A 26,634-nucleotide genomic window follows, 5' to 3' on the forward strand; every position below is an offset into this window, starting at 1 on the left:
TTAGCATTTTTTGGAATCAGCAAGTCCACGCAGATAGCCACGCCGCACCATGCCACGCTGTTCAGCCTCGGCGTACAGGCGGTCGGCCTTCGTCGCTCCTGTCAGCATTCGCACCAAACTCCGCTGCGGTACAAGCATAGACCCAACGCCACGAACGGCCTCTGTTGCTTCTTCTCTGGCAATGTTTCCGCCTCGAGCTGTTATCGGACGGTCATCGTGGCCGTCAGGGGCTTCGACATCGCCCTGAAGCGCAGCGTCCAATTGCTGGATCTCATATTGAATCCACTCACAGCTTTGCCCGGATGGCGGAGCATAGGGGTCACCGATTCGAGCCAGAGCCGGTGGAATTCTCCGCTTAACCATACCAATGTCGCGCAAAGGCTGAACCGCAGCGTCGGTTGCCGCTGCTCGAATTGCCTCGCCATTGGCACCGTCACGATCGGTCGCCGTGGTAGAGGAGGCCGGTGTCTTTCCGCCACGCGAACTGGCACACCCTGTGGCGATGTTCGCACTGATGGCGACCAGCACCAAAGACAACATTACGCCGCTACGATGTTTAGTCTGACAAATATTTGAGCGGTGACCCTTGAACATGATATTTGTACAACTTCCGTGCAACTTGTTCCAAATCGTCCCCAGCACAGACTTGCCTTGCCGTGACAGGTTTGGTCAAGCCAAACTTGCACGCTACGTCCATTTTGTTGAGCTGACTTAAGGTCGCCCCGTGCAGGTTTGGGCTCAACAAAGCGATTTGAATGCAAAAGAAACAGAAAAACAGTGCAGGGATAGGCTCGATTCGTTGACGAACTTCACCTCGAGGCATTGACTGGACGCGGGCCTGTGCTTATCAGCGCCGCTCACACCCGGACCGCGGATTCGCGATGCCCAATTTTTGGGAGCCTGTAGCTCAGCCGGTAGAGCAACTGACTTTTAATCAGTAGGTCCCGGGTTCGAACCCCGGCGGGCTCACCATCTTCTAATCGTGTGTCGTTCTGCTCAGTTAAACGTGAAATTCCGCCTATATTTCGGCGGAACTAAATGGTTGTTTGTACGTATGAGGCGCGATTGCAACACTGTTGCAGTTAACACGCAAAATTGCGGTTTCGAACATGACTAACCCTTAAGCAAGTGGTTGACCTCTCAATTTCATCGTTTATTAGGTTTGTGGAGCGCCCAACCGGGCGTTATCGATTTATGAGGGAAATAGACCCATGAAGAGAATTTGGCTTTGCGCCACTGCGGTCCTCGCATTGGCAGCCGCGCCAGGTATCGTATCCGCCGATGGCTGGTATGGTAGCGCAGGCACTGGCTACAGCATTGGTGGCAGCGTAGATATTGATGCTCCTGTCAACCCATCGGGCGTCGGTCAGTCGCCTTACATCATTGGCAAGGGTGCCAAGGGCGATGGCGGCTGGGGCGGAAACATTGCATTAGGCTATGGTTTCGAGAACGGTTTCCGCGTTGAAGCACAATTGGCCAAGGGCAATGCTGGCTTCAAAGACAGCGGCGTCTCTTCTACGGTTGGTAACATTGGCGTTTGGACCGCAATGGTCAACGGCATTTATGACTTTAACCGTGACGGTAACATCAACCCATTCGTTGGTGCTGGCGTCGGCTTAGCACGCGTCGATTTGCTGGCTGGATCGTTCGACAAGGCAAACGCTTCAAGCCCATTGTTGGCTTTGAGCCGCGCTTCTGCCGTTTCGATCAACGACAGCGACACGGGCTTTGCTTGGCAATTGGTGGCTGGTCTTGGTTTGAAGTTGTCTGAGCGTTTGAACGCTGACATCACCTATACCTATGTCAACGTTGCTGACTTGTCGTTTGCAGGTACTGGCCGCGTTCGTTCGAATTCGTTCGGCGGTTCGACCACGACCCCGCTGACATTGGGTGCTGGTTCGGGTACCAGCGGTTTGCCAGGCATTGGTGGCCTTGGCTTGGGTCTGCGTTATTCCTTCGCAGCTCCACCACCACCACCACCACCACCGGCTCCGCCGCCACCACCGCCACCACCACCTCCGCCACCACCACCACCTCCGCCACCACCACCTCCACCGCCACCACCACCGCCACCACCGCCACCACCACCTGTGTGTGACGGCCGCTCGCTTGTGGTGTATTTCGAGCACAATAAGTCGTTCCTGACTGCGGAAGCGACCAGCGTGCTGGATAATGCGGTGCAAGAGTTGTCGGCTCAAAGCTGCAACTATCGGACAGCATTGATCCAAGGTCACGCTGACTTGTCCGGTAAGCCACAATACAACATTGAGCTGTCTCAAAAGCGTGTTGTTGCTGTCCGTGAAGCTTTGGTCGCCCGTGGCGTCCCAGGCGATTTGATGACTGGCGAAGCGTTTGGTGAATCCAAGCCTGCAAAGCCAACTGCAGATGGCGTCAAGGAACCCTTGAACCGTCGTGCAGAAGTGACCTTCACCTTCCAGTGATCTTGTCACAAGCTAATCAGAAGGCCCGGCGGTTTCGCCGGGCCTTTTTTGTTTGACCAAAACGATTGCCGAGGGGACGTACTCTCCGCGAGCTAGCCGCCTCTGCACCCGTGCTAGGGTGTCATCGAATCAGTGAGTTAAAGTTAGGCGGGTTTTGTTTGCATAGGTTTGGTCCCCGACTTGAATTAGCCGATCTCGTGCCAGTGTCTGACCGGGTGGGTAATCGGGGGCTATTTCTAATGCTTTATACAAAGGCGCAAAATCTTGCGAAGTTGCTTCAAACAAGTCGTTGAAGTCTTGAATTTCGAAATAGGTTTCTTGGAAATCATCAATACGATAGCGTGTCTGCATGACACGCATCAGATCAAAACCGATCCGATTTGGCGAACGGGATTCTAAGCAGAAGCAACTCTCGGCCGGCGACGACAATATGCCCGCGCCATAAATTCGCGGACCATTTGCTGACGCGATCAAACCAAATTCGACCGTATACCAATAGAGCCGCGCTAGCGCGTCGAGGCTGTTCAGGTTTTGGGCGCGCAGTCCGCCTTGGCCATAGGCTTGCATATAGTCAGCAAAGACGCGGTTGGTCAGCATGGGGACGTGACCAAAGATATCGTGGAACACGTCCGGGGCTTCGATATAATCGAATTCGGCTTCAGAGCGGATGAAGTTGCCCGCTGGAAACCGGCGGTTCGCCAAGTGTTCAAAGAAGACGATATCCGGGATAAGCCCTGGAACCGCGACGATGGTCCAACCAGATATAGCCTCAAGTTGCCGGTTTAGCGTTTTAAATTCGGGAATGCCCTCGCCGTGAAGGTCAAGCACAGATAAGCCTTCTAAAAAAGCTTCACAGGCGCGCCCGGGCAGGATCTCCATCTGCCGCTCATGCAGCCGAGTCCAACGCTGGTGCTCTTCCTCACGATAGGCCGCCCAATTCTGATCAATCGTCCAATCAGCAGCGGCATGTGGGGGTGGGATGCTGTCCCTATCTTTTGTATTCACAACCGACCCCCTTTCTCCAATCAGCCTTCGCTCTAATTGAGCTTCAAGTCTGGCTTTCGAATGTAGGACTTGCCGTCAAAATCGGCAAAAAGCTCTGGTACCGTTGGATGCTCGACCGGTTCACCCGATGTGTCTGGCAACAGATTTTGTTCAGAGACATAGGCGACATAATGGGTTTCGTCATTCTCCGCTAGGAGATGATAGAAAGGCTGGTCCTTACGGGGACGCAGATTCTCTGGGATCGCTTGCCACCATTCTTCCGTGTTAGCAAACTCGGGATCGACATCATAAATAACGCCCCGGAATGGAAAGAGGCGGTGGCGCACGATCTCTCCGATCCGAAACTTGGCTGTTTGATTCAACATGCGAGGGCTCTCCTTTCCTGAGCCCAAGAGTTATGCACGATTGTTACGACGTGCAAGCACCCCGGACGATACATGCGCAGAGATTGCCCTTCGCCAATAGGATGTTACGATAGGTGCAACGAAGCGCTGAATATTGGCGCAACAGAGGTTTGACATGGCCGGCGGCCTTTCAACGCTTGCGACGGGACTGGTAAGAAGCCCGCCACAGAGCGTCCACGCGTCGCACGATCCTGCGCAGTGCTTTGCTGCTTTGGATCTTGGGACCAATAATTGTCGACTGCTGGTCGCACAGCGTGCGCCGGGCGGATTTCGTGTGGTTGATTCCTTTTCGCGAATTGTGCGGCTGGGCGAAGGCCTCTCGGCGACGGGACTTCTATCTGACAGGGCGATGCAGCGAACCTTTGCAGCCATCCAAGCCTGTTCAGAAAAGATCGCGCGTCACAAGCCTACTCGGGTCCGCTGCGTCGCCACCCAGGCCTGTCGCGCGGCCCGTAACGGACCATCCTTTTTGAAGGAAATTACCCGAAAGACGGGGGTTCGTTTTGAGGTGATTAGTCCAAATGAGGAGGCCCGCCTTGCAGTTATTGGCTGCGCCGATTTGTTCGATCCTACGGGCGTTGGTGCCTTGGTTGTCGATATTGGCGGGGGCTCAACAGAATTATCCTGGGCCATTAACCGAGGACCTGACCGTCGACCTAAACTTGAGCATTGGTTTTCAGCCCCGATTGGCGTTGTAACCTTAGCCGACCAGTTTCCAGAACATGGCGATACCGTCAGTTGGTATGCGACCATGAAGCAATGTGCGTCCGATCATGTGGCTGGCTTTTCAGCCCCCGATGAAGTTCGCGACCATTTAATGTCGGGCAAGGCCCATATCGTCGGAACATCTGGTGCTGTTACAAGTCTAGCTGGCGTGCACCTTGGATTGGCGCGTTATTCTCGAAGACTCGTCGACGGGCTTTGGATCACAGAACAGGATACGCGGGCTGCGATCGCGAACCTGACAGCACGAGACAAAGCCGGACGGGCGGCAGAACCCTGTATTGGACCAGATCGGGCTGATCTTGTTCTTGCGGGGGCAGCTATTTTGGAAGCTATTTTGGATCGCTGGCCCAGTCTTCGCCTTCGTGTTGCCGATCGTGGCCTGCGTGAGGGGCTAATCCTAACTATGTTAGAACCACCGCGCCGCCGGCGCAGGCGCAGGCGGGCCAAATCATGAGTGATGAGAAAGACAAGGGGAAATGGGCGAAGAAGGGGCCACCACCTGCGCTGCCAGAGCGCCGGCGGCGGGTTGTGTTTGATGTCGGCCAAACCGACACCCGCGCAACACCCACGCGTGTAAAGACTGGAAAGAATCGTACGGCTCAATCGGCACGCTGGCTCGAGCGCCAGTTGAATGACCCTTATGTCCACAAGGCACGCGCCGACGGCTGGCGAGCACGCTCTGCCTATAAGCTCATTGAATTAGATGAGAAATTCAGACTTATTCCAAATCATGGTCGTATTATCGACCTAGGCGCGGCGCCTGGCGGCTGGACGCAGGTCGTTGCTCGCCGCGGTGCCGCAGCGATTGTAGGGATTGACCTCTTGCCGATGGACCCGATTGAGGGGGCGACAATTATTCAGGGTGATTTTTTGGCGGAGGGCATGGAAGATCAGCTGATCGCTTTGCTGGGGGGGCAACCCAATCTCGTGATGAGTGATATGGCAGCCAACACGGTTGGCCACAAGCAGACTGACCATTTGCGTACGGCGGCTCTGTCTGAAGCCGCTGCGCATTTTGCGATGCGCGTTTTGGCACCTGGTGGCGCATTTGTAACCAAAATGTTCCAAGGTGGAACCGAGACTGAAATCCTCACACGGTTGAAGCAATCTTTCAAAGAGGTTCGCCATGCAAAACCACCCTCCAGCCGTGCTGAAAGTGTGGAATTGTTTATGGTTGCGACCGGTTTCAAAGGGTAGGCGCGACCGGATCGTGGGCACTCGCTCCGATTGGGCCTGCAACAAATGGTCACAAATCCACTGATGCGCTTTTAAAAGAATAGATCCCGCGCCATAAGGCTGGAGACTAATGAGGAATAGCCATGACCACTCGCATTTGGGATAAATCAAGACTGCCAAGTCGCCACGTTACATTGGGGGCAGCCCGCGCGCCACACCGCTCCTATTATTACGCGATGGGGCTTGGCACACGTGAGATTGAAGCCCCATTTGTTGGCGTTGCCACGTGCTGGAATGAAAGTGCACCGTGCAACACCGCTTTGATGCGACAGGGCCATGCGGTGGCCGCTGGGGTGAAAGAAGCTGGCGCCACGCCGCGTGAATTCTGCACAATCACGGTCACCGACGGGATTGCGATGGGTCATGAAGGAATGCGCTCGTCACTTGTCTCGCGCGAAGTGATTGCCGATTCTGTCGAACTTTCGATCCGGGGCCATTCTTATGATGCTTTGGTCGGGGTTGCAGGCTGCGATAAGAGCTTGCCCGGGATGATGATGGCCATGCTGCGCCTCAATGTTCCAAGCGTTTTCCTCTATGGCGGTTCCATTCTCCCAGGCAAGCACAAAGGCAAAGACATCACGGTTCAAGAAGTGTTTGAGGCCGTTGGCGCACATGCAGCTGGCCGAATGGATTTTGAAGAATTGTGCGAAATTGAACGCCATGCGTGCCCAAGCGATGGTGCGTGTGGAGGCCAATTCACCGCCAATACAATGGCCTGTGTCGCCGAAGCAATCGGGCTTAGTCTGCCCTTATCTTCCTCGTTACCAGCGCCTTATCTAGACAGAGATGCTTATGGGGTTGCTTCTGGCCATGCGGTTGTGGATTTGATCGCGCGCAATCTGCGTCCGCGCGACATTTGCACCCGCCAAGCCTTTGTGAATGCGGCAATTGTGGTTGCTGCGACGGGTGGTTCAACCAACGCAGCCTTGCACTTGCCCGCGATGGCGCATGAGGCCGGCATTGAGTTTACCCTGAAGGATGTCGCCGACGCCTTCATGTTGACGCCATGGATTGCTGATCTCAAGCCGGGTGGCCAATATGTCGCCAAAGATATGGGTGAAGCCGGTGGTATGCCAATGCTTTTGCGCGCGCTGCTCGATGAAAATCTGATCGATGGCAATTGCCTGACCGTTACGGGCAAGACTTTGGGCGAAAACATCGAACAAGTGACTTGGAATCCCGACCAAAAGGTTATTCGCCCCGTCAAAGCCCCTTTGACCGAAAATGGCGGCGTTGTTGGTCTGTGGGGTTCGATGGCACCAGAAGGAGCCATGTTGAAGATTGCGGGTCTGGCCAATTTGACCTTCCGCGGTCCTGCGCGCGTATTTGATGGCGAAGAGGCCTGCTTTGAGGCGGTGTCCAACGAAGCTTTTGAGGCGGGTGAGGTCTTAGTCATTCGTTATGAAGGTCCCCGCGGCGGGCCTGGTATGCGCGAAATGTTATCCACGACTGCGGCACTTTATGGCCTTGGCCGTGGCGGCGATGTGGCCCTTATCACCGATGGTCGTTTCTCTGGTGCGACGCGTGGCATGTGCATCGGCCATGTCGGACCTGAAGCGGCCGTAGGCGGCCCAATTGCGCTTGTTGAAAATGGCGACATCATTGCTATTGATGCCCAGGCTGGAACCATTAATCTCGAGGTCTCTGAGGAGGTGCTGGCTGCGCGTCGTGCGGCGTGGAAGCCGCGCAAGACCAACTATAATTCCGGTGCCATTGCCAAGTATGCAAAATTGGTTGGACCTGCCTATCTGGGTGCTGTCACCCACGAAGGGGCAGCCGCTGAGACCCATATGTACGCCGACATCTAAGCCTTTGTAGAGCGGGCAAACTCTGTGCCTTGACGGGCCAAAGCATCTGCTCGCTCATTCATCGGATCACCCGCATGGCCTTTCACCCAGCGCCAGTCCACTTGATGCGTTTTGTTGGCCAGGTCGAGGCGTTGCCACAAATCAGCATTTAGGACTGGCTTTCCATCGGCTTTGCGCCACTGCCGCTTTTTCCAGCCATGGATCCAAGCCGTAATGCCTTGGCGCACATATTGGCTATCGGTATAAATAATCACAGGGCAGGGGCGTTTGAGGCTCTCCAGTGCCATAATGGCAGCCATAAGCTCCATCCGATTATTGGTGGTTAGCGCCTCGCCGCCATAAATCTCTTTTTCATTACCATTGAATTGCAGAATCGCACCCCAGCCGCCTGGGCCGGGATTACCCGAGCACGCACCGTCTGTATGAATGGTGACCGGTGTAGTTGTAGCCATAGTATCTATCATGATTACTCTGTATGGAGGTTTTCAGCGACTTCAAACCCCTTTGTCTGCTGTGTCGCATAAAGTCCTTGCTATATCATATAAAGATATGTTTATATCTTCATGTTAGGATTGAGCATGGATAAACTTGTCGACATCGTTAGGGCTATTGGGGAACCAACGCGGTTGCGGATTTTGGTTCTTCTCGCGCGTGGCGAACTCGCCGCAGGCGAAATGTCCACCGTGCTTAATCAAAGCCAGCCTAGGGTTTCGCGTCATCTAAAACTTTTGGCTGAGGCAGGCTTGCTGGAACGACGTCCGGAAGGAGCATGGGTATTCTTTCGCTTAAAGACGGATGGTTCTGTGGGGCGTATTATCCGCGCTATCTTGGATGAGGTGGATAAGGATGATTCTATGCTTCTGCGGGACCTCGAACGCTTGGCACAAGTCCAAGTTCAACGCGAAGAATTGGCCCGTGCCTATTTTGAAACAGCAGCGGACGAATGGCATGCCTTGCGTCGTCTGCATCAACCAGAGGCCCTCGTCGAAGCGCGCTTGGTAGAGGCTGTTGCCGGTCAAAACTTCTCTCTTCATATAGATCTCGGTTCTGGCACAGGTCGCATGATCGAATTATTTGCTCCGCAAGCGCGTCGCGCAGAAGGGGTTGATTCGAGCCGGAAGATGTTGGCTTTGGCCCGTGCCCGCCTAGACGATACTGGCAGCGGTCAAGCCTCGGTCCGGCAGGCAGATATTTTGGGCCTGCCTTATGAGGATAATTGCGCTGACCTTGTGACCATTCATCAGGTTTTGCATTATCTGCCAGAACCCCAGGCGGCAATCAAAGAGGCGGCCCGGATACTCAAGCCTGGGGGAACATTGCTGATAGCTGACTTTGCGCCCCATGCGTTTGAAGAGTTGCGACAAGTCCACGCCCACCGGCGCTTGGGCTTCTCAGATCACGAAGTCACAAATTGGTGCGAGCAGTTTGGTTTGGTGGTGGATGCGGTTGAGCATATCGCCCCAGAAGCCGGCCAGTCAGGGCTTGCGGTTACCTTGTGGAAGGCTGAGTTGCCATCAAACAAGCCAGCCCCCACCACTACCAAGCAATTAGAATCTAGGATTACCTCATGAGCCAACCCACCATTTCATTTGAGTTCTTTCCGCCCAAATCGGAGGCGATGGAAGCGAAATTGTGGGATGCTGTTTCCCGCTTGGCACCGCTTGCACCTGATTTTGTGTCCGTGACATATGGCGCGGGTGGCTCTACGCGCGAGCGCACGCACCGCACCGTCAAGCGCATTTTGGATGAGACCTCGCTCCAACCTGCCGCCCATTTGACGTGCGTTGCCGCATCCAAAGCGGAAGTTGATGAGGTTTTGCGGGAATACTGGGCGGCTGGCGTTCGCCACATCGTTGCCTTGCGCGGCGATCCCCCGACTGGAGTTGGCACCAAGTTTGAACCCCATCCCGACGGCTATATGAATGCGACAGAAGTTACGGCTGCGGCGCGTCGGATCGCAGACTTTGAAATCTCGGTGAGTTTCTATCCAGAGAAGCATCCAGAAAGCCCCAGTCTGCAGCATGATATCGATGTGCTGAAAGCCAAGATTGACGCGGGTGCCACCCGCGCCATTAGTCAATTCTTTTGCGAGGCCGATGTCTATCTGCGCTTCCGCGATGCGGCGGCCAAGGCTGGCGTTACAATTCCATTGCTGCCCGGCATCATGCCTGTTGGAAATGTTGCGGGCTACACACGTATGGCGACTTCGACCGGGACCAGCATTCCGCCTTGGTTTGCACAAGCGTTTGAGGGGCTCGATCAGAGCCCGGAGGTACGCGATATGGTAGCCGCCTCGGTTGCCGCAGACCTGTGCCTTAAGCTGCAAGCCGAAGGCGTTGATCGCTTTCATTTCTACACCCTCAACCGCGCAGAGCTCTCGCTTGCTACCTGTCGTCGGTTGGGTCTCAAAACGCCTACCACTGACAAGGATGCGGCATGACCCATTTTCCAAGCCGCCAAGACCGTTTGGCCAAGATCGAAGCCATTGCCTTAGACCGCATCCTGATCCTAGATGGCGCGATGGGGACGATGATCCAGACCTTCAAATTGGAGGAAGAAGATTATCGCGGCACCCGATTTGCTGACCATGGTCATCCCCTAAAGGGCAATAATGATTTATTGGTGCTGACAAAGCCCGACATCATTTATGGCATTCATGAGGCCTTTTTGAAGGCTGGCGCGGACCTAATCTCGACCAATAGTTTCAATGCGACCACGATCAGCCAAGCCGATTATGCGCTTGAGCCACTGGCTTATGAGCTTAATCTCGAAGCTGCCAAACTGGCTCGCCAGGCTTGTTTAGCCTTTGAAACAGCCGACGCGCCCAAGGTAGTTGTTGGCTCTATTGGGCCCACAAATAAGACTCTGTCTTTGTCACCTGATGTCAATGATCCCAGCTACCGGGCTGCTTCATTTGATGAAATGGTTGTTGCTTATCGCGAGCAGACGCTTGGCCTGCTTGATGGTGGGGTCGACTTCTTGATGGTCGAGACCATCTTTGACACCTTGGTGGCAAAGGCTGCGCTGTATGCCATCTCCGAAGTGCTTGAACAGCGGGGCGAGAATGTGCCTATCATGATCTCCGGCACGATTACAGATCGGTCGGGTCGCACCTTGTCTGGTCAAACGGTTGAAGCTTTTTGGAACGCCGTGCGCCATGTAAACCCGTGGTCGGTCGGCTTGAATTGCGCCCTAGGTCCCAATGAAATGCGTCCTTTCCTGGCAGAATTGTCGCGGGTGGCAAGCTGCCGGGTGTCCGTCTATCCTAATGCGGGCCTGCCCAATGCCTTTGGCGGCTATGACGAAACACCACACGATATGTGCCAAACCATGACGCCTTGGGCGCAAGAAGGGCTGGTCAATGTGATGGGGGGGTGTTGTGGCACGACACCGGATCATATTCATCACATCGCCCATGCTGCCAGCCATGGTAAGCCGCGTGTTGCCCCCGTGATTCAAACCGCCTTGAGGCTTTCTGGCCTTGAACCTTTTACCGCATCAGCGTGATCGAGAAGCCTTTGACCAATCCTTTCTCCAATTTCGTCATCGTCGGCGAGCGGACCAATGTAACCGGCTCTGCCAAGTTTCGTAAGCTCATTGAGAATGACGATTATACCGCCGCCTTGGCGGTCGCGCTGCAACAGGTCGAAAGTGGCGCGAATGTGCTCGACATCAATATGGATGCAGCGCTGATTGATGGCGTGAAGGCGATGACGACCTTCTTGAATCTAATCTCGGTCGAACCCGATATCGCCAAAGTGCCCTTGATGATCGACAGCTCTAAGTGGGAAATCATCGAGGCCGGCTTGAAATGCACCCAAGGCAAACCTATCGTCAACTCGATTTCGATGAAAGAGGGTGAAGCCCAATTCTTGGCGCAAGCTAAGAAAGTGCGCCGTTATGGGGCCGCCGCCGTCGTGATGGCCTTTGATGAATTGGGCCAAGCCGATACAGTTGATCGCAAGGTTGAGATTTGTACCCGTGCTTATCACCTCCTGCGCGATAAGCTCGACTTCCCTCCCGAAGACATCATTTTTGACCCGAATATTTTTGCGGTCGCAACGGGGATTGAAGAGCATAATGATTATGGCGTAGCCTTTATCGAGGCAACGCGTATCATTCGCGAAACCTTGCCTCATGCCCATGTGTCGGGCGGGGTGTCCAACGTCTCCTTCTCCTTCCGCGGCAATGAGCCGGTTCGCGAAGCGATGCACGCCGTCTTTCTCTATCATGCGATCAAAGCCGGCATGGATATGGGCATCGTCAATGCCGGGCAGTTGGCGGTTTATGACTCCATTGACCCTGAACTGCGTGAACGCTGCGAAGATGTCATCTTGAACCGTCGCGCTGATTCGACTGAACGCTTGCTGGAAACGGCTGAGGAGTATCGCGGCAAGGGTGGCCAAAAGGCCGCCGTCAAGGACATGACGTGGCGAGACGCCCCAGTGCGGGAGCGGCTGGCTCACGCGTTGGTGCATGGCATCACCGAATTCATTGTTGAAGATACCGAAGCCGCCCGCCTTGAAGCGGAACGGCCGTTGCATGTGATTGAAGGCCCGTTGATGGACGGGATGAATGTGGTGGGTGACTTGTTTGGCTCAGGCAAAATGTTCTTGCCACAAGTGGTGAAGTCTGCCCGCGTCATGAAACAAGCTGTCGCCCATCTTCTGCCCTTTATGGAGGAAGAAAAGCTGCGGCTTGGCACCCAAGATCAGGCTGCAGGTAAGGTCTTGATGGCGACCGTGAAGGGCGATGTGCACGATATTGGTAAGAATATTGTCGGCGTTGTGTTGCAATGTAACGGCTTTGATGTGGTCGATTTGGGCGTCATGGTCAGCTGCGAGAAAATCCTTGAAGCCGCACGAGAGCATCAGGTCGACATTATTGGCTTGTCCGGTCTGATCACGCCTTCCTTGGATGAGATGAGCTGGGTGGCGAGCGAGATGGAGCGTCAAGGCTTTGGCGATATGCCGTTGCTGATCGGGGGGGCAACCACGTCGCGCACCCATACAGCGGTCAAGATCGCGCCCAATTACAAAGGCCCGGTTCTTTACGTGACGGACGCCAGTCGAGCCGTACCTGTTGTGCAAAAGCTATTGGGCGAGGATCGTCAAGACCTCATTCAAGAAACGCTTGAAGATCAAGAGCGCGCCCGCCTCGCCCACTTTGCTGGGCAAGACAAGCGTCCACGCGCGACTTTGGCTGCGGCCCGCGCCAATGCGGCCAAGCTGGACTTTACCGACTATAGCCCGCCTAAGCCCAGCTTTATCGGCACCCGCGTATTTGACGATTATCCGCTGGCAGATTTGGTCCCCGTCATTGACTGGACACCCTTCTTTGCCACTTGGGAATTGCACGGCAAATTCCCGGCCATTTTGGAAGATGAGATTGTGGGGGAGGCGGCCAAGCCGCTTTATGCCGATGCACGTGCCATGTTGGACAAAATGGTCGCCGAAAAATGGGTGACGGCCAAGGGCGTGATCGGTTTCTGGCCCGCCAATCGGGTTGGGGATGACATTGCCATCTGGCAAGATGAAAGCCGCACCAAGCGGGAAGCGACTTTCCACACCTTGCGCCAACAAATGATCAAGAGCGAAGGCAGCGCCAATTTGGCACTGGCAGATTTTGTCGCCCCAGAAGGGGTGGAGGATTGGATAGGTGGCTTTGCAGTGACAGCCGGTCATGGCGAACGCGAACGCACCCAAGCCTTTAAAGATGCCAATGATGATTATTCCGCCATTTTGTTCCAAGCTTTGTGCGATCGTTTGGCCGAGGCTTTTGCTGAGCGGATGCATGAACTCGTTCGCAAGATTCATTGGGGCTATGCACCGAATGAGCAATTGGCGGTGGATGAATTGATTGGCGAGAAATATCGCGGCATTCGCCCGGCTCCTGGCTATCCAGCCCAACCTGACCATACTGAAAAATATCAATTGTTCCGTATTTTAGATGCAGAAGCTAAAGTTGGTATGAAGTTGACCGAAAGCCTTGCCATGTTACCGGGTTCCTCGGTATCGGGCCTTTATTTCAGCCATCCGCAGGCGGAATATTTCGGTGTCGGCCGGATCGACCGCGATCAAGTAAGCGAGTATTCCATTCGCAAAGGGATGGAGATGCGCGAGGCCGAACGCTGGCTCGCCCCCATTCTGGCCTATGATCCAAGCCAGCCTGCCAAAGTGGCGCAAGATGCTTAGGTTGCCTCGCCCCCCTATGATGTCGTCCCCGCAGGAACAAAGCAGAAGGCGGGGATCTTAGGGAACTTTGCGGCTTCGGATGTGGGGCGCGGCGAGCGGCATTTTTGATAACATCGCCCCTCAAAATGACTGCGACTAGGCCTGTGCCCGCCACGCCTTGGTCAACGCAAAAAAGCCTTCAGGCTCGATTGTTTCGGGGCGAGCGGTAGGGTTAATCCCGGCCGCATCCAAAATCGCCTCGCAATTGCCCAGACCCTTGAGGCTGGCGCGGAGCATTTTGCGTCTCTGGCCAAAAGCGTGGGCGGTCAGATGTTCAAGGCCAGCAAGATCGTCAAACGGGCTTTGATGATCCTCCAAAACCACAATCGCGCTCTCCACTTTGGGTGGCGGCACAAAGGCCAGACGGGGCACATGCAGCGCCAGACGGGCCGTGCAACGGGCCGCAGCAAGCACCGCCAATCGCCCATAATGGGAGCTGCCCGGGCGAGCACAAATACGTTCGGCCACTTCGGTTTGAAACATCAGACACATCGGGCCCCGCCACGGCCCTGCTTTCAGCCATTTCACCAAAAGTGGCGTGCCGACATTATAGGGCAGATTTGAAATGATTCGAGCTGGACCCTTCGCCCCATGACTGGCCAAAAGCGCTGCCTCATCAATGGCGAGCGCATCGGCCTCAATCACGGACAGTCGATCTAAGTGGTCGGCAAAGAAGCGGCCAAGATGGGCCACAAAACGAGGGTCTTTTTCAACCACTATGACTTTTGCTGCTGGGCTAGCTAAAAGAGCATGGGTCAACCCGCCCGGACCGGGACCGATTTCCAAAACAGTTTCACCTGGTTGAATTCCTGCTAATCGGCCGATTTTTCCGGTGAGATTAAGGTCTAAGAGAAAATGCTGGCCCAAGCTTTTTCGGGCGAACAAATCTGCCTCTTCAAGCGCTTGTCGCAAGTCCCCACTCATGAATTACTGCGCCCTTCTGCCATTGTTGCGGCCATTTGGATGGCGGCGATCATGGATTCGGGACGCGCAAGGCCGCGCCCGGCAATGTCAAAGCCCGTCCCATGATCCGGGCTCGTCCGAATGATTGGCAAGCCGAGAGTCGCATTTACGCCGCCCCAGAAGTCGAGCGCCTTCAGCGGAATTAGGGCTTGGTCGTGATACATGCAAATGGCTGCATCAAAGGTGGCGCGGGCTTCTGCGTGGAACAGACTATCGGCGGGCAGGGGGCCACGCACACTCAAGCCCATGGCCTGAAGTGCCGAAACGGCAGGCGCAATGATGCGGCTTTCCTCATCGCCAAAGGCCCCGTCTTCGCCGGCATGTGGGTTGAGTGCTGCGACAACCAGGCGCGGAGACTTCACGCCTAAATCACGTGTTAAGGCCTCCGACGTCACACGTGCGGCATGAATGATTGCCTCTTGCGTCAAACGAAGCGGCACTTCGGACAGTGCACAATGAATGGTGACAGGCACCACCCGCAGACCATCTACCGCCAACATCATGACGGGCCCGCGTGTCTGCTCGAATGGGGCGGCTTCCAACAGGGCACCCAAAAATTCAGTATGGCCGGGATGACGAAAGCCCGCGGCCATAAGGACGGATTTCGCAATCGGGGCGGTAACCAGCGCGCGGGCTTGGCCAGACAAGACTAAGTCGACGCCCTGCTTAATCGCCCGCAAGACCACCTCAGCATGGGCAGGATCTGGCTGGCCAACAACAACGCCAGGCGTTTCAAAGCCATGGAGGATGGGGAGCGAGTCTTTAAAAACTGCAAGAGAGTCAGAAACTTGTGTGATAAGTTGGGTTGGAATTGACCTAAATAGGGCAGGATCGCCCAACACACAAAATGGGGTTGGGCCTGTATGTAAGGCCTGCCAAGCCTTGGCTATAACTTCTGGACCAATGCCTGCTGGATCGCCCATGGAAATGACCAGCGGTCGTTTGTATCCTGACAAAGCGAACGCCACGCGATCAGGGCTGGATGATCGCCGCTTCACGACGGATATCGCGCAAATAGCGGCGGGCGATCAGGGCCAATTCCTGTTCATACAGGCGGTCTTCCAATTGCTCGAGAGTTGGGATGTCCGACCCCGTATTTTCGCGGTCACACAGCACCATAACATGCACACCAGTTTCTGACCGGAACACCGCACTGGCTTGACCATTCGAAAGGCCTAGGGCTTGGCTGCGGAAGGGTTCGCCCAAATCCTCGTCTTGGATTTCACCATAATCGATTACTTCCAGCGAACTGCGCTGTGCGGCTCTATTCACACCATCACAGCCATTGCGCAACGCATCACGGCTGCCGCGGGCGGCTTGTTCGGCCCGCCGCCACGTTGCTTCATCTGCGCCTGCCGGGACCTTACGAGTCATTTCTTTGAGCTTGAGTTTGGCCTTGGGTGGGCTGGGCTCGCGCTTTTCACGCACTGAGACAATCATCACGCCGCCGGGCACGACGATTGGATCACTGACCGTTCCGGGCGTCATTTGCTCCACCGCTGTGGCAACTTCGGCTTTCAACTCGCCTAAGGTGATCCACCCCATATCGCCGCCGGTGGAGGCAGAAGGCGCAAAGGAGAATTGTTGCGCAACCAGTTGGAATGGAGTTCCCGCGCGCAATTGCTGCACCAAAGTCCGTGCCCCTTCAAGGGTTTGCGGCGCGCTCTGGGCATTTTCATCTTCCAAGAAAATCTCAGAAATCAGATATTGAGGCTTGTTTGTATTGGCCAAAATACGATCAAGCGCGGCCTTAACCTGATCCCGATTGACCCGCACACGAGAGCCAAATCGTCCGCTGACAATACGCTGCCACACAACTTCGGCGCGGGTCTTGTCGCGATAACTTTGAGCCGAAACGCCAATATCAGCGAGGTCCCGGAAGAAGGTTTCCAAGGTCGCCCCATTCTGACGGGCTTGATTGGCCAAAATGCGGTCGATTTCGCGGTCAGACGCATCCACTTTGAACTTTGCAGCTTCTTGCAATTGCAAACGTTCGTCGATCAGGCTGTTCAGGGCTGCTGAAGTTGCGCGCTGGATTAGCTCTGGCGTGATTTGCTGCGCCCCGGATGTGGCAATCAAAAACTGGACCCGTTGGCGCACATCCAGTCGGGTGATGGGCTGGTCATTCACGATGGCGGCAACGCCCTCGTTTAAGGGGCGCTGTTGAGCCAAAGTGGGTTGCGGCTTTAGCCAGACCGCGCAAGAGAGTGCCAACATCGCACCCAGTGCAAACCGGCCTGCACATGCGCTGATTGTCCCCTTGCTCATCCATTCACTCCATGCGCCACTGCGCGATTGTTGAGGGCTCTTCATAATCTTCTAGCCCAAAATCCGTTCATGACCAACGGGCTCATCAGGTGCAAGTCAATGCACGGTAAATTTGTCGATCTTTAGGCAGAATTACCTCAGTCAAATGGGGCGTCGCTCAACTCACCTAAGGTGCGGAATGCGATCTGGAACCGAATGGATTGAGACGGTTCGATGAAGCGGTTTCGTGTTCCAATTTCTTCATAGAAGATGCGGAAGTCGGTGCATTCATCGCCATAGATCAAGCCATAAGCCGATCGGAGATTGGTGTCCGTATTGAAGTCGCGATACAGCGCGCCAAACAGTTTGAAATTCTTATTAAGGGTTAGAATCACGGAGCCTTGCAGCTCCTTATTGGCGCGGGTGGGGCCGGCGGCGCTTTTGTCAAACTCATGATAGCGCAGGCTGGTCTCGGTGCGCCATACTTTTAGGCGCGCAATAGCTTCGGTATGGACCAGCTTGCCGGTTTCAGCATCCACCCGTAAGCGGCCTGTAAGGCTGCCATAATCGCCATGCCGTAGCTCAAAATCGCCAACCCAATCTGATTCCTTGCGGTCGAGGTTCGAGGCGCGACTAAAGGCGTTGGCCTCGTCGGTACGAATGCGACGTCCAATGAAGCCAGTGGCGCGCAGCGGCACCGCATGGGCAGAAGAGCGCGGCAAGACATCTAAGCCCGCGCGCACGCCAAGACTGACGCGGCTTCCAGGTTCCCACAAATCCATTCCTGCAGCCCCTGCTGGCCGGAACAAGCTGGTTGCGTCCATTTCAAAGCCCAGCGCGTCTTCGACCCGGATCCGGCTTTGCTGATCGTCCTCACTGGCCACCGTCACCGAGAGGCGCGGCTCTAAGGTCATATTGAACCGATTGCCTGGACGCACGAGCGGCCAGCGTATATCGAGCGACGCAAGGCCAACCCCGCGGCCAAAGGAATCCGCGGGAAGGGGGGTGGCCGAGACAGCCCCTGTGTTGGAGCCTTGGCTATAGTCGAAATAATCGCCGCGAACCAAAGCCATGGGTTCCAGCAGCAATCCGCCGGGCAGAATTTGGCTACCCCGCCAGGTCGCGCCAACATTTCCGCGCACAGAATCAAGCCGCCCTTGTGTGCGCATCAAGGAGACGGCAGACCCTGATACATCCAAACGGCCATTCATGGGCCCAATCAGCCAGCGGTAAGTGCCCTCGACCAAGGGGGCGACACGCGGCACGTTTTTGCGCCGTTCGCCCGGCACGAGGTCTTGGAAGACGGCCCCCAAAGAGCGCACATAGAAGCGGTCGGACTGGCCCTGCACATAAAGTTGCGACATCAGCCGAGATGCTTGCGGCCTTACAAGTCCGGCTTGTGGGGTCTCCTGCCCGATCCGATAGCGGAAGAGATAGAGGTCATCGCTCGCGCTTTCAGCTGTAAAGCCCCAATTCCAAGTTTCATTTAGTTTGAATTCGCCACTACCAAAAATATGACCACGCCAGTCGGACTCGCCAAATTTCTCGCCGCGCTTGCCAAAGAATTTCTCCTTGGTGACCGATCCACCTAGCCAGAGACCGCCCGAATAGAATTTCCGGCGATACTCCAATTGGAGAACTGGATTGATATATTGGCTGATGATGGGCGAGATGGTGATGTCTGAAGAGGCATCAATCACCTGCAGATAGGGCTGCTCGATGAAATAACCATTACGCGAAGATTCGCCAGGCTTAGGCTGCAGAAAGCCAGAACGGCGGCCCGATGAGGGGTCTCCATGCTCGAAATAAGGAATGTAGAGGACCGGTACGCCCTTCACCTCGAACACGACATCATTATAAACGATCGATTCAGCGCGTTCGTTTTGCATGGCCCGCCGCGCGCGAATGATCCACGACGGCTTGTTCTTCCCGTCCTTACAGACAGGACACGCGGTGTAGACTGCTTGCGACATCAGTTTCCGGTCGCCTTCGCGCGTAACCACCGCATTGGCCGCCAAGGTGGAGCCATCGGCAAAACGGGAGGCAAAATTGCCAGCCACACCACTGGATAATTCGTCGTCTAAGGTAAGTTCGTCCGCAAAGGTGGTTGAGCCATCTGCATTCACGACGGTGACATTGCCGAAGGCTTTCACAATACCGGTGTTTTGGTTGTAATTGATCTGGTCAGCGCGAACGGTCCGGCCATTATTGCGCGCGGTAACATTGCCCTTGGCAATCAAAACACCGGCCTCATCGCCTTGCTCAATTGTGTCAGCTTCCAAAAGAACGGGGTCTTCGGGCTTGCCTTTGGAGGGGGGGGCGGCTGGGGTGACCGCTTTAGATGAAAGTTTCGCGGCTGGGGCCTCTTTTAGATTCCAGTCCGGTTTTTCCCGCGCGATGGCAAGCGCTGGAACCAAAAGGGTTCCCAGCGAGACGGCCAGTAACTGACGTTGCAGTGCGCGCGACATGACCGATCCTTGAAGAGTCGCCAGAGCGGAGGTGCTCGAACGGGTGTAAAGAGCGACTCACCTTACGTCTAGCGGCTAAGCTCACCCATCTTCGCGATAAGAGACTGTTGCAAGGGCGATAAAGAGGGCGGCAAGGGGCGGGCACCAAGCCGCAATCCAGCTTGGCGCATAGCCCGCCGTTGCCAAAGCACCCGAGATATCATTGACAAAATAGACAATAAGTCCCGCTGAAATCGCCGCAGCGGCCATGATGGCGCGCTGCCCAAACCGATCCCCACTTAACGATAGAACGGCTGCAATCATCGCCATGGATAAAAGCGCGATGGGCAAAGCCAGCTTACGGTGGAATTGTAGCCAATAGCGCTGGGGCGACCCCCCCGAGGCTTCTGCTTCGCGTGCTGCGCGGGGAAGTTCCCAAATCGACATCGCGCGGGCTGTTGCATCCTTATTCTTTTGGCTGTCGTCCAGTCGGTCCTTCAGAATGGGGAAGGTCAAGGTTTCAAAAGGGACTGGTTGGCTACCAATCGAGGACTTCACGCCTTGGGTCAGGGTCCAAGCTTGGTCGGTGCGCCGCGCTGTTTTAGCGTCGTAGCGGGCCAGGAAACGCGAATCGGCTTTTGCGAAGGCGAGCAAAGTCACATTGCTATAACGCCCAGCACTGCCCGCTTCGGCCGAAACGGTTAGTTGCATGTCGGCAGTGCGGTCCTTGATCCACATCATGGTGCGGCCGCCTTCGCCTGTCTTGGTGGTCGCAACGGCGGTCAAAGCTTGAAGTTGGGTTTCATAGGCAAGGTTGAGGCGGGCGGCCGACGGGCCTAGGATGAAGATCGCAAACAGGCCAACTAAAGCTGCCAAAACCGCAACGGGGCTCAAAAACCGCCAAGTTGAAACACCTGACGCCCGCATGGCAACGATCTCAGAACTCCGTGCCAGCCGCATAAAGGTCACGATCGAACCAACCAGCACCGCAAAGGGCAAAGCGAGCTCCAAGATACCTGGCGTGCGCATCAGGGTGAAGCGCAATGCCGTAAAGGTGTTGGCATTGGCTACCCCAGAAACATTGCGGAGTTGCTCAACAATATCGACCAGAATGATCGACAGACAAACACCGCCGGCGGCCACCAAAATGCCGAACAAAGTGAGGCGGAAAATATAGAGGTCGAGCCGATTAATGTGCATAGCCACCCCGCGTTTTAGGTTTTGACCTCGGCACAAATTTGTCAGACAGGATCACAAAACTCGGCAACCGCGTGCGCATAGATCGGGTTGCAAAAAACAGGACGGCGAAGGGGATCAGGTAAAGCACAAGCCCGAGGGCTGGCTGGTCTGCAACTGTCGGAATAAGGCCAGTAAAGCTCAACAGCATGAAAATCAGGCCACCAAATGCCCAGCCAACCCGAGCAGCATAGCCTTGCCGGGAAAAAGAACCCCCTAAAATTGCTAGCATGGCTAAGGCGACAGAGGAAAGACAGATAATCGGGGCCGCAAGGCGACGGTGGGCTTCGGCCAAGAGGTCGCCGACATGGTCTCTATCCCAATAATCGGTCAGATCCGGCTTCAGCAATTGCGGCAAGAAGCGGTCTGAAGGCTTGTAAAACAGTTCAAGATTTTTGTCGGCAAACCCACGAAGCTCCACCACATAGTTGGAAAAGCCAATCAAATCGATTTGCCCGTTGTCGAGCTTTCGTTGAACCGCCCCGTCCTGCAGGACAATTACCGGCCCCGTCTCAAGCTTTGCAATTGTGCCGCGCTGGGCAACATAGATAACGGGGTTGGCGGCAGACTTAGTGTCGGAAATGATCATGCCATTGAGTGTACCATCGCGGTCTATCCGGCGGGCAAAAACCATCAATCCATCGACACTCGACCTGAATTCCCCCTCCCGCACCATAGAGCTGGCAAAATCGGCGCGTATTTCAAACAGGCGCTCGCGCATTTCTCGCAGCGCCAAGGGTTGTACAAACAGATTGACGGCAAGCGCTGCCACAGCCCCCATTGCGGCCAAGCGGAAGGCGGGCTCTGCCACACGCCACAAGGTCCATCCAGCCCCATAGGCGACAATGATCTCATTATCTTGGTGCAAGCGCCCATAGGTCCAGCTCACGGCAGCAAAAAGACCCACCGGCATGACAATGGCCATGATTTGCGGGGTGGCCAGCAGGGAAATGCCCAAAAAGGTTGCCGCACTTTGGCCACGCTCAAAGAGCAAATCCAATTGGGAAAGACTCTGGGTCAATAACGCAATCAGCGTCAGCCCGACCATGATCAGGAGAAACACGGGGACCAATTGGCCAAAATAATAGCGTTGGAGCTTATTCATGGTTCCGTTAGCTGCGCTGGGGAGGCAACGATTGACAGCTTGCCAGTTGCACCTAACACCGTGCCGCGCAATTTAGAAGCCACCATCTTTAAATCCAGCTTGGCTGGATTGGTTTTTTGTCGGCGCGCCACGGTGGGCTGACCCAGCATTTGGGAGCGTGAAAGCTATGAAAATTGAATTTACTTCCGCCACAGAGGCAAAGGCGATCATCGCATTTGTTGGCCAAACCGATGGTCAGGCGGTGCTGTCTCCGCCAAGCCAAAAGTTGGATCGGGCCTGTAAATCCAGGCTTTCCAAGGCGATTGCAGCCGCTAAATTCAATGGTGCTGCTGGAAAGGTTTTAAGCGTTCATGCGCCCAATGACGCCCTTGATGTCGTGGTTTTAGTTGGCGTAGGTGACTTGGCAAAAGTCGATGGGGCTGTGCTGGAGCGTGCAGCAGCCGCAGGTGCAAAGGCACTTTTGACTTCTGGCGTTGAGACAGCTTGCGTGGCGCTGTCAGGCTGGAAGAAGCTCGCAACGGCCCAAAATGCAGCCCGAATCGGTTTTGGTGCCGCTTTGGCCGCATATCGCTTCGACACCTATCGTACCCAATTGAAGGCGGAGCAGAAGCCGAGCTTGAAGACTTTTGAAGTGGATGTGGCCGAAGGCGCAGACGTTTGGGCAGCCCATCAAGCAGTCGTTGATGGTGTCAGCTTTGCGCGTGATCTGGTGAACGAGCCCGCCAATGTCCTGCACCCAGAAGAATTCGCCAAGCGTTTGAAGGAACTCAAGAGCTTGGGCGTTGAAGTTGAAGTTTTGGGCGAAGCGCAGATGGCCGCTTTGGGCATGCATTCGCTGTTGGGAGTGGGCCTGGGGTCCGCCCGCGAAAGCCAATTGGTTGTGATGAAGTGGCAAGGCGGTGGCGATGAAGCGCCCTTGGCCTTGGTTGGCAAAGGCGTCTGTTTTGATACCGGCGGCATCTCTCTCAAACCATCTGGTGGCATGGAAGATATGAAGGGCGATATGGGCGGGGCAGCAGCCGTTGCAGGCGCCATGCGCGCGCTTGCGGGTCGCAAGGCGAAAGCCAATGTTGTTGGCCTCGTGGGCTTGGTTGAGAATATGCCAGACGGTCTTGCCCAGCGCCCGGGCGACATCGTTACTTCGATGAGCGGCCAAACCATTGAGATCTTGAACACCGATGCCGAAGGCCGCTTGGTTTTGTGTGATGTCATGACCTATGCGCAAGAAAAGCACGCCCCGAAGGCCATGATCGATCTGGCCACTTTGACCGGGGCAATCATCATCTCGCTGGGCCATGAATTTGCAGGCTTGTTCTCAAATTCTGATGATTTGTCAGCCAAAATCAGCAAGGCGGGAACCGCTGCAGAAGAGCCTGTGTGGCGCTTCCCACTAACCCCTGCTTACAACAAGCTGATGGATAGCAACGTTGCCGATATGAAGAATGTCCAACGCTCGGGCGGCGGGGCTGGCGCGGGTTCGATTACTGCCGCTCAATTCCTACAACGCTTTGTCAAAGATGGGGTTGAGTGGGCCCATATCGATATTGCTGGGACAGCTTGGAAGCCCGGTAATGACGATCCCCGTGAACCCTCTTGGGGCACGGGCTATGGCGTACGTCTGCTGAACCGTTTGGTTGCGGATTCGTTTGAAAGCTAAGCGCGATGACGCAAGCGGCGGCGGAAATCTGGTTTTATCATCTGGAATCGGCCAGCGTTGAAGAAACCTTGCCGCCGCTGATCGAAAAATGCTTGGACCGGGGGTGGCGTGCACAGGTGCTCTCCCCCTCGGCAGAGCGCTTGCAAGCCCTCGACACCCATTTGTGGACGTGGAAGCCCAATTCCTGGTTGCCTCACCATAGCCCGGGTGCAGAAATGGCCCACCTAGCGCCGGTTCAGCTAGGTGAAGCACCCCAAGCCACACCCCCTGCGGAAGCGGTATTTCTGCTCGATGGGGCAAATTGGGGGCCGCTAGAAGGTGTCTCACGTGTCTTTGTCTTGTTTGATGGTCGAGACCCAGACACGGTCAGCCAAGCGCGTCAACAATGGCGGGTGGCCAAAGAGGCAGGCCTTCTGCCGACCTATTGGCGACAAGGAGAGGATGGACGATGGGCAAAGAATGGTTGATGCTCCTCATGGTTGTTTTGGTCAACGACCCTGTGGTCAAGACAGAGCCGCCCAAGGTTTCGCCGCCCGTCGCTGTAAAAGAGGGCGAGACGACACCGCCGCCTAACCCGTCAAACCCACCAAATTCAGCGGCAAAACAAACCCCGCCGACGACGCAAGCCAAATGCGATGCAGCGCCTTATCGGTCTCTGATTGGGCGTACCATCAGTGACGTCCTAACCATGCGATTGCCCCCTGGTACGCGTATTTATCGCGTGGGTGATCCTGTTAGCGAGCCTGTTCCACCGGGGCGTTTGAGTATCGAAATCAACCGCGGCACAAGAGTTGGCAGAATCTATTGCTCTTAAAGCTTTCAACTCGCCGCCGGTGCTGCTAGAGGCGCGCCTTCCAACTTCAAGATTGCGCGCTCACCCGAGGGCGCGCTTGCTAAACTCTTAAGGAGGCCAGTGTGGCACTCGAACGTACCTTCTCGATTTTGAAACCAGATGCAACCCGCCGGAACTTGACCGGTGCTGTCAATGCGATGATTGAGGCAGCTGGCCTGCGCATTGTGGCACAAAAGCGCATCCATATGACCCGTGCGCAAGCCGAGACCTTTTATGCGGTCCATCGCGAGCGTCCATTCTTCGGCGAGCTTGTTGACTTCATGACGTCGGCTCCTGTTGTGGTGCAAGTGTTGGAAGGCGAAAATGCCATTGCCGCTTATCGCGAAGTCATGGGGGCAACCAACCCAGCCAATGCCGCTGAAGGCACAATCCGCAAGGTTCATGCCGTGTCGGTTGGTGAAAACACCGTCCACGGTTCGGACGCTGCTGAAACCGCCGCTCAAGAAATTGCCCAATTTTTCGCAGGCAATGAAATCGTCGGCTAAGCTGAAGATTGATACTTCAATGCGTTTTGAAGATGGCGGTCGCACGTGCGGCCGCCATTTTTTTTGGGTGGGTTTTAGCCCAAAAGCGCGAGGCCGCCGGGCCTGCCGTCCAGCCATGTGCGACAGTCAACCAGTTTTGCGCGGCCTGAGGCTACGGCTTGGACACAGGCAGGATACAGACGGTGTTCTTGCACCAAAACGCGGGCGGCCAAATCATCGGGCGTGTCGCCGGGCAGGATCGGGACTGCCGCTTGGCCAATGATCGCACCTTCATCAACCCCGGCCGTCACCCAATGGACGGTGCAGCCATGGATGGTAACGCCCGCTTCTAAGGCCCGTGCATGCGTGTGGAGGCCCGGAAAATTCGGCAAAAGTGAGGGATGGATATTGATCATGCGGCCTTCATAGCGCGACACAAAATCTGCGCCCATGATACGCATGAAGCCGGCATAGACGATAAGGTCTGGGCGTACTTCATCAATCATCTGGGCCAAGGCGGCATCAAATGAGCTGCGGTCTTTGAAGGCCTTGTGATCCAGACAGCGGGCAGGGATATGGGCTTGTTCGGCGCGCGACAGCCCGTAGGCTTCAGGCCTGTTTGAGATCACATGTACAATTTCATAGGCGCAGTCTGGCTGACGGCTTGCATCAATCAGGGTCTGCAGATTGCTGCCCCCGCCCGATATCAACACCAAGATGCGCGCTTTGGTCATGCCGCCCGAACTTCACCCAGCACGATGGGGTCTTGGCCAAGCTCGAGCCAGAGGTCGAGAAGCGCAGGGACATTTTCGGGCGCGACGCTGGCTACCAAGCCAATGCCACAATTGAAGGTGCGCGCCATTTCGCTGGCGGCAATCCCGCCGGTTTCTTGCAGCCATTGAAAAACAGGCGGCAAGGTCCAAGCTTGCTCGTCCAAGACGGGTACCAAATGCTTGGGCAACATGCGGGGGATATTGTCGGTCAAGCCGCCACCTGTGATATGGGCGAGGCCCTTGACCAGATCAGCTCGGATCGCGGGCAAAGCGGCGGCTGGATAAAGCGTGGTCGGCGTCAAAAGGGCCTGCCCCAAGGTTTGATCTTCGCTATAGGGGCTGGCTGCGTCCCATGACAAGCCACTGACCGCCACAACTTTGCGGATCAAGCTATAACCGTTGGAATGGGGCCCGGACGAGGGCAAAGCAACCAACACGTCGCCGGGCCGCATCGTGTCAAGCTTTGGTAGAACCTTGTCACGCTCCACCGCTCCGACGGTAAATCCCGCTAGATCATATTTACCTTCGCTATACATGCCGGGCATTTCAGCGGTTTCCCCGCCAATCAGCGCACACCCTGCTTCTTTACAGGCGCGCGCAATCCCGCTGATGACGGCTGTAGCGATGTCTAGGTCCAGTTTTCCGCAGGCAAAATAATCAAGGAAGAAGAGGGGTTCTGCCCCTTGGGCTAGAACATCATTCACACACATAGCCACAAGGTCTTGGCCAATGCCATCGTGAATGCCCGCAGCCAAAGCGATTTCAAGCTTGGTGCCCACACCATCGGTTCCAGAGACCAAAATAGGGTCGGTCATCCCCAGCGCCTTGAGATCAAACAGGCCACCGAAACCACCCAAGGCAGCATCTGCCCCGCGACGGGCCGTTGCTTTTGCAAGGGGTGCAATTCGCTTCACCAAGGCATCGCCCGCATCAATATCCACGCCTGCATCCTTATAGGTCAGGCCATTGGCTGGCGGCTTGCCATGAGCGGCGTCAGAACGGGGCGGCTTGGGTGAGTCAGAAGTCATGCAAGCCC

Annotated in this window: 24 protein-coding genes and 1 tRNA gene; 13 read left to right on the forward strand and 12 right to left on the reverse strand. The window is 55.6% G+C overall.

Annotation, left to right across the window (positions count from 1 at the left end; all coding sequences use genetic code 11):
• Positions 1-540: a hypothetical protein gene (locus tag B7364_RS13345; RefSeq protein WP_085340527.1), complete on the reverse strand. Its 540-nt coding sequence runs from the start codon at positions 538-540 to the stop codon at positions 1-3.
• Positions 541-896: 356 nt separating this feature from the next.
• On the opposite strand from B7364_RS13345, the gene B7364_RS13350 reads away from it, so the two are divergent.
• Positions 897-972 (forward strand) — tRNA-Lys (locus B7364_RS13350).
• 239 nt (positions 973-1,211) lie between these two features.
• Entirely contained in the window at positions 1,212-2,441 is a 1,230-nt protein-coding gene (locus B7364_RS13355; RefSeq protein ID WP_085340528.1) for an OmpA family protein, read from the forward strand.
• Between the two features lie 129 nt (positions 2,442-2,570).
• Here B7364_RS13355 and phhA read toward each other — a convergent pair whose 3' ends face one another.
• A complete protein-coding gene (gene phhA, locus B7364_RS13360) occupies positions 2,571-3,446 on the reverse strand; it encodes a phenylalanine 4-monooxygenase (protein ID WP_085340529.1) in 876 nt (291 codons plus the stop codon).
• A gap of 32 nt (positions 3,447-3,478) precedes the next feature.
• On the reverse strand, positions 3,479-3,811 hold the full coding sequence (gene hspQ, locus B7364_RS13365) for a heat shock protein HspQ (protein ID WP_085340530.1): 333 nt from the start codon (positions 3,809-3,811) through the stop codon (positions 3,479-3,481).
• A gap of 154 nt (positions 3,812-3,965) precedes the next feature.
• On the opposite strand from hspQ, the gene B7364_RS13370 reads away from it, so the two are divergent.
• The 3 genes from B7364_RS13370 to ilvD all read left to right on the forward strand — a co-directional run bounded on the left by B7364_RS13370 (position 3,966) and on the right by ilvD (position 7,620).
• Complete coding sequence (locus tag B7364_RS13370) at positions 3,966-5,030, forward strand: Ppx/GppA phosphatase family protein (protein WP_085340531.1); 1,065 nt, start codon at positions 3,966-3,968, stop codon at positions 5,028-5,030.
• Complete coding sequence (locus B7364_RS13375; RefSeq protein WP_085340532.1) at positions 5,027-5,773, forward strand: RlmE family RNA methyltransferase; 747 nt, start codon at positions 5,027-5,029, stop codon at positions 5,771-5,773. Before B7364_RS13370 ends, B7364_RS13375 begins: the two co-directional genes overlap by 4 nt.
• Positions 5,774-5,895: 122 nt before the next feature.
• Positions 5,896-7,620, forward strand: coding sequence for a dihydroxy-acid dehydratase (ilvD, locus tag B7364_RS13380; RefSeq protein WP_085340533.1), 1,725 nt, complete (start codon positions 5,896-5,898; stop codon positions 7,618-7,620).
• Here ilvD and rnhA read toward each other — a convergent pair.
• On the reverse strand, positions 7,617-8,072 hold the full coding sequence (gene rnhA, locus B7364_RS13385; RefSeq protein ID WP_085340534.1) for a ribonuclease HI: 456 nt from the start codon (positions 8,070-8,072) through the stop codon (positions 7,617-7,619). The two genes, ilvD and rnhA, sit on opposite strands and share 4 nt — an antisense overlap.
• A 126-nt stretch (positions 8,073-8,198) precedes the next feature.
• Here rnhA and B7364_RS13390 point away from each other — a divergent pair, with 126 nt between their 5' ends.
• Genes B7364_RS13390 through metH form a run of 4 tightly spaced genes read left to right on the forward strand, consistent with a single transcriptional unit; the run spans position 8,199 to position 13,814 of the window.
• Positions 8,199-9,191: an ArsR/SmtB family transcription factor gene (locus B7364_RS13390; protein WP_085340564.1), complete on the forward strand. Its 993-nt coding sequence runs from the start codon at positions 8,199-8,201 to the stop codon at positions 9,189-9,191.
• Entirely contained in the window at positions 9,188-10,060 is an 873-nt protein-coding gene (gene metF, locus B7364_RS13395) for a methylenetetrahydrofolate reductase [NAD(P)H] (protein ID WP_085340535.1), read from the forward strand. Before B7364_RS13390 ends, metF begins: the two co-directional genes overlap by 4 nt.
• On the forward strand, positions 10,057-11,127 hold the full coding sequence (locus B7364_RS13400) for a homocysteine S-methyltransferase family protein (RefSeq protein ID WP_085340536.1): 1,071 nt from the start codon (positions 10,057-10,059) through the stop codon (positions 11,125-11,127). The genes metF and B7364_RS13400 overlap by 4 nt, the downstream gene beginning before the upstream one ends.
• A gap of 11 nt (positions 11,128-11,138) precedes the next feature.
• The gene (gene metH / locus B7364_RS13405; RefSeq protein ID WP_232780914.1) at positions 11,139-13,814 is read left to right on the forward strand and encodes a methionine synthase; all 2,676 of its coding nucleotides are present in this window, start codon (positions 11,139-11,141) and stop codon (positions 13,812-13,814) included.
• Between the two features lie 135 nt (positions 13,815-13,949).
• Here the strand turns inward: metH and rsmA are convergent, their stop codons facing one another.
• From rsmA to B7364_RS13435, 6 genes are all read right to left on the reverse strand, one after another.
• Positions 13,950-14,777 carry a 16S rRNA (adenine(1518)-N(6)/adenine(1519)-N(6))-dimethyltransferase RsmA gene (gene rsmA / locus B7364_RS13410; protein WP_085340537.1) on the reverse strand — a complete coding sequence of 276 codons (828 nt, stop codon included), beginning with the start codon at positions 14,775-14,777 and terminating at the stop codon, positions 13,950-13,952.
• Entirely contained in the window at positions 14,774-15,772 is a 999-nt protein-coding gene (pdxA, locus tag B7364_RS13415; RefSeq protein WP_198534249.1) for a 4-hydroxythreonine-4-phosphate dehydrogenase PdxA, read from the reverse strand. Before pdxA ends, rsmA begins: the two co-directional genes overlap by 4 nt.
• A gap of 16 nt (positions 15,773-15,788) precedes the next feature.
• Positions 15,789-17,084 (reverse strand): peptidylprolyl isomerase, encoded by a 1,296-nt coding sequence (locus B7364_RS13420; RefSeq protein WP_198534250.1) that lies wholly within the window; start codon positions 17,082-17,084, stop codon positions 15,789-15,791.
• 137 nt (positions 17,085-17,221) lie between these two features.
• Positions 17,222-19,531 (reverse strand): LPS-assembly protein LptD, encoded by a 2,310-nt coding sequence (locus tag B7364_RS13425; protein ID WP_085340540.1) that lies wholly within the window; start codon positions 19,529-19,531, stop codon positions 17,222-17,224.
• A gap of 81 nt (positions 19,532-19,612) precedes the next feature.
• Positions 19,613-20,710 (reverse strand): LptF/LptG family permease, encoded by a 1,098-nt coding sequence (locus B7364_RS13430; RefSeq protein WP_085340541.1) that lies wholly within the window; start codon positions 20,708-20,710, stop codon positions 19,613-19,615.
• Positions 20,700-21,851 (reverse strand): LptF/LptG family permease, encoded by a 1,152-nt coding sequence (locus B7364_RS13435; RefSeq protein ID WP_085340542.1) that lies wholly within the window; start codon positions 21,849-21,851, stop codon positions 20,700-20,702. Before B7364_RS13435 ends, B7364_RS13430 begins: the two co-directional genes overlap by 11 nt.
• A 166-nt stretch (positions 21,852-22,017) precedes the next feature.
• Here B7364_RS13435 and B7364_RS13440 point away from each other — a divergent pair, with 166 nt between their 5' ends.
• The 4 genes from B7364_RS13440 (at position 22,018) to ndk (ending at position 24,846) form a co-directional block, all read left to right on the forward strand.
• Positions 22,018-23,508, forward strand: a complete 1,491-nt coding sequence (locus B7364_RS13440; protein WP_085340543.1) for a leucyl aminopeptidase — start codon at positions 22,018-22,020, stop codon at positions 23,506-23,508.
• A gap of 5 nt (positions 23,509-23,513) precedes the next feature.
• The gene (locus B7364_RS13445; protein WP_085340544.1) at positions 23,514-23,975 is read left to right on the forward strand and encodes a DNA polymerase III subunit chi; all 462 of its coding nucleotides are present in this window, start codon (positions 23,514-23,516) and stop codon (positions 23,973-23,975) included.
• Entirely contained in the window at positions 23,957-24,322 is a 366-nt protein-coding gene (locus tag B7364_RS13450) for a hypothetical protein (protein ID WP_085340545.1), read from the forward strand. Before B7364_RS13445 ends, B7364_RS13450 begins: the two co-directional genes overlap by 19 nt.
• A gap of 101 nt (positions 24,323-24,423) precedes the next feature.
• On the forward strand, positions 24,424-24,846 hold the full coding sequence (gene ndk / locus B7364_RS13455; protein WP_085340546.1) for a nucleoside-diphosphate kinase: 423 nt from the start codon (positions 24,424-24,426) through the stop codon (positions 24,844-24,846).
• A 74-nt stretch (positions 24,847-24,920) separates the two neighbouring features.
• Here ndk and purN read toward each other — a convergent pair whose 3' ends face one another.
• Together purN and purM are read right to left on the reverse strand one after the other, a co-directional pair.
• A complete protein-coding gene (gene purN / locus B7364_RS13460) occupies positions 24,921-25,559 on the reverse strand; it encodes a phosphoribosylglycinamide formyltransferase (RefSeq protein WP_085340547.1) in 639 nt (212 codons plus the stop codon).
• Positions 25,556-26,626, reverse strand: a complete 1,071-nt coding sequence (gene purM / locus B7364_RS13465) for a phosphoribosylformylglycinamidine cyclo-ligase (RefSeq protein ID WP_085340548.1) — start codon at positions 26,624-26,626, stop codon at positions 25,556-25,558. Before purM ends, purN begins: the two co-directional genes overlap by 4 nt.
• Positions 26,627-26,634: the final 8 nt, after the last annotated feature.

Origin of the sequence: Aquidulcibacter paucihalophilus (assembly GCF_002105465.1) — a bacterium.
GTDB lineage: Bacteria > Pseudomonadota > Alphaproteobacteria > Caulobacterales > Aquidulcibacteraceae > Aquidulcibacter > Aquidulcibacter paucihalophilus.

Excerpts from the sequence above, each read along its gene's own strand:
- rnhA (WP_085340534.1), bottom strand. The coding sequence starts at position 8,072 with ATGGCTACAACTACACCGGTCACCATTCATACAGACGGTGCGTGCTCG.
- ilvD (WP_085340533.1), top strand. The coding sequence starts at position 5,896 with ATGACCACTCGCATTTGGGATAAATCAAGACTGCCAAGTCGCCACGTT.
- B7364_RS13345 (WP_085340527.1), bottom strand. The coding sequence starts at position 540 with ATGTTGTCTTTGGTGCTGGTCGCCATCAGTGCGAACATCGCCACAGGG.
- B7364_RS13400 (WP_085340536.1), top strand. The coding sequence starts at position 10,057 with ATGACCCATTTTCCAAGCCGCCAAGACCGTTTGGCCAAGATCGAAGCC.
- purM (WP_085340548.1), bottom strand. The coding sequence starts at position 26,626 with ATGACTTCTGACTCACCCAAGCCGCCCCGTTCTGACGCCGCTCATGGC.
- hspQ (WP_085340530.1), bottom strand. The coding sequence starts at position 3,811 with ATGTTGAATCAAACAGCCAAGTTTCGGATCGGAGAGATCGTGCGCCAC.
- purN (WP_085340547.1), bottom strand. The coding sequence starts at position 25,559 with ATGACCAAAGCGCGCATCTTGGTGTTGATATCGGGCGGGGGCAGCAAT.
- B7364_RS13370 (WP_085340531.1), top strand. The coding sequence starts at position 3,966 with ATGGCCGGCGGCCTTTCAACGCTTGCGACGGGACTGGTAAGAAGCCCG.
- rsmA (WP_085340537.1), bottom strand. The coding sequence starts at position 14,777 with ATGAGTGGGGACTTGCGACAAGCGCTTGAAGAGGCAGATTTGTTCGCC.
- B7364_RS13375 (WP_085340532.1), top strand. The coding sequence starts at position 5,027 with ATGAGTGATGAGAAAGACAAGGGGAAATGGGCGAAGAAGGGGCCACCA.
- B7364_RS13355 (WP_085340528.1), top strand. The coding sequence starts at position 1,212 with ATGAAGAGAATTTGGCTTTGCGCCACTGCGGTCCTCGCATTGGCAGCC.
- B7364_RS13440 (WP_085340543.1), top strand. The coding sequence starts at position 22,018 with ATGAAAATTGAATTTACTTCCGCCACAGAGGCAAAGGCGATCATCGCA.
- B7364_RS13435 (WP_085340542.1), bottom strand. The coding sequence starts at position 21,851 with ATGAATAAGCTCCAACGCTATTATTTTGGCCAATTGGTCCCCGTGTTT.
- B7364_RS13390 (WP_085340564.1), top strand. The coding sequence starts at position 8,199 with ATGGATAAACTTGTCGACATCGTTAGGGCTATTGGGGAACCAACGCGG.
- metF (WP_085340535.1), top strand. The coding sequence starts at position 9,188 with ATGAGCCAACCCACCATTTCATTTGAGTTCTTTCCGCCCAAATCGGAG.
- B7364_RS13420 (WP_198534250.1), bottom strand. The coding sequence starts at position 17,084 with ATGAGCAAGGGGACAATCAGCGCATGTGCAGGCCGGTTTGCACTGGGT.
- B7364_RS13430 (WP_085340541.1), bottom strand. The coding sequence starts at position 20,710 with ATGCACATTAATCGGCTCGACCTCTATATTTTCCGCCTCACTTTGTTC.
- B7364_RS13445 (WP_085340544.1), top strand. The coding sequence starts at position 23,514 with ATGACGCAAGCGGCGGCGGAAATCTGGTTTTATCATCTGGAATCGGCC.
- B7364_RS13450 (WP_085340545.1), top strand. The coding sequence starts at position 23,957 with ATGGGCAAAGAATGGTTGATGCTCCTCATGGTTGTTTTGGTCAACGAC.
- B7364_RS13425 (WP_085340540.1), bottom strand. The coding sequence starts at position 19,531 with ATGTCGCGCGCACTGCAACGTCAGTTACTGGCCGTCTCGCTGGGAACC.